This window comes from Streptomyces sp. MUM 203J (assembly GCF_022414595.1).
Lineage (GTDB): Bacteria > Actinomycetota > Actinomycetes > Streptomycetales > Streptomycetaceae > Streptomyces.
Genome location: NZ_JADWYO010000136.1, coordinates 1 through 1,030 on the forward strand (window position 1 = coordinate 1; position 1,030 = coordinate 1,030).

Here is a 1,030-nt window from a genome sequence, read left to right on the forward strand (position 1 = left end):
CCAGTGGTTGGTGGATCCTTTGTGCGGCACGCTGAACTACGCCGTCGGCAACATGCTGGTGGCCGTCAACGTGGCGCTGCGCAACGGGGCGGCGGCGGTGGCCGACCCGTCCAGCGGCGAGGTTTTCTTCACCGACGGTGAGTCCGCCTGGGTGCGGCACGACGGGGTCGATGAGCGGCTTGTGCCCACGCCCGCCACCCGGCTGGTGGACGTCAATCTGGATCCGCCGTTCCCGAGCGCGCCCGGATTCCGGGCCGTGGACCTGCTGGCGCACCCCGAGTTCGTGGAGCGGTTCCGGCCGCGGGTCGTGTCCACGACGCTGGCGTTGGCCTGGGTCGCGGCCGGTAAGCGCGCCGCGTACGTCACCGATGGCGGTGACCTGTCCGGGAGCGTGCATTTCGCCGCCGGTATCGCTGTGTGCCGGGCTGCCGGCTGCGTGGTCACCGGGATCGACGGCGCCCCCGTCGGGCAGGCAGGCCACGGGCTTGTGGTGGCCGCTGACGCCGAGACCCACGGGCTGCTGATGTCATTGATCCGCAGCCGAAGCTAATGCTGTGACCGCACGGCTTTAGCCGGATTGGGTCAAGCTGCGGCTTGGAGGCGGCGTCCGCCCCAGCGGATGCCCTTTTCGCTGCGGATGCGGGCGCGTTCTCTGCGTTTGGCGGCCAGGACGTCGGGGTGGCGGGCGTTGGCGTTGCGCCAGCGCAGGTAGCGGTGCAGCGCGCGGGTCTGGACCGTATGGTTCGGGTGGTTGGAGTTGGCGAGGGTGAACTGCCTCAGCGGTCCGAAGTGCGCCTCGATGGGGTTGGCCCAGGAGGCGTTGGTCGGGGTGAAGCACAGCTCGACGTTGTTGCGCCTGGCCCACTGGCGGATCTTGGCGCCCTTGTGGGCGGAGAGGTTGTCCATGATCACGTAGATCGGAGCGCCGTCGGGACGGGCCGCGCGGATCGACCGGAGCGCGGCCAGGCTATTCGTGGTGCCCTTGCGTCGGCGGTTGACACCCCACAGGGTGTCGTCGCCGATCGAGTAG

Annotated in this window: 2 protein-coding genes; one reads left to right on the forward strand and one right to left on the reverse strand. The window is 69.7% G+C overall.

Annotation, left to right across the window (positions count from 1 at the left end; translation table 11 throughout):
- A partial coding sequence (locus I3F58_RS29175; RefSeq protein ID WP_240111721.1) for an inositol monophosphatase family protein occupies positions 1–550 on the forward strand: 550 nt, incomplete at its 5' end.
- 32 nt (positions 551–582) lie between these two features.
- On the opposite strand, the gene I3F58_RS29180 is transcribed toward I3F58_RS29175, so the two are convergent.
- Positions 583–1,030 (reverse strand): transposase (locus I3F58_RS29180; protein WP_240111722.1); only part of this gene is annotated, 448 nt, incomplete at its 5' end.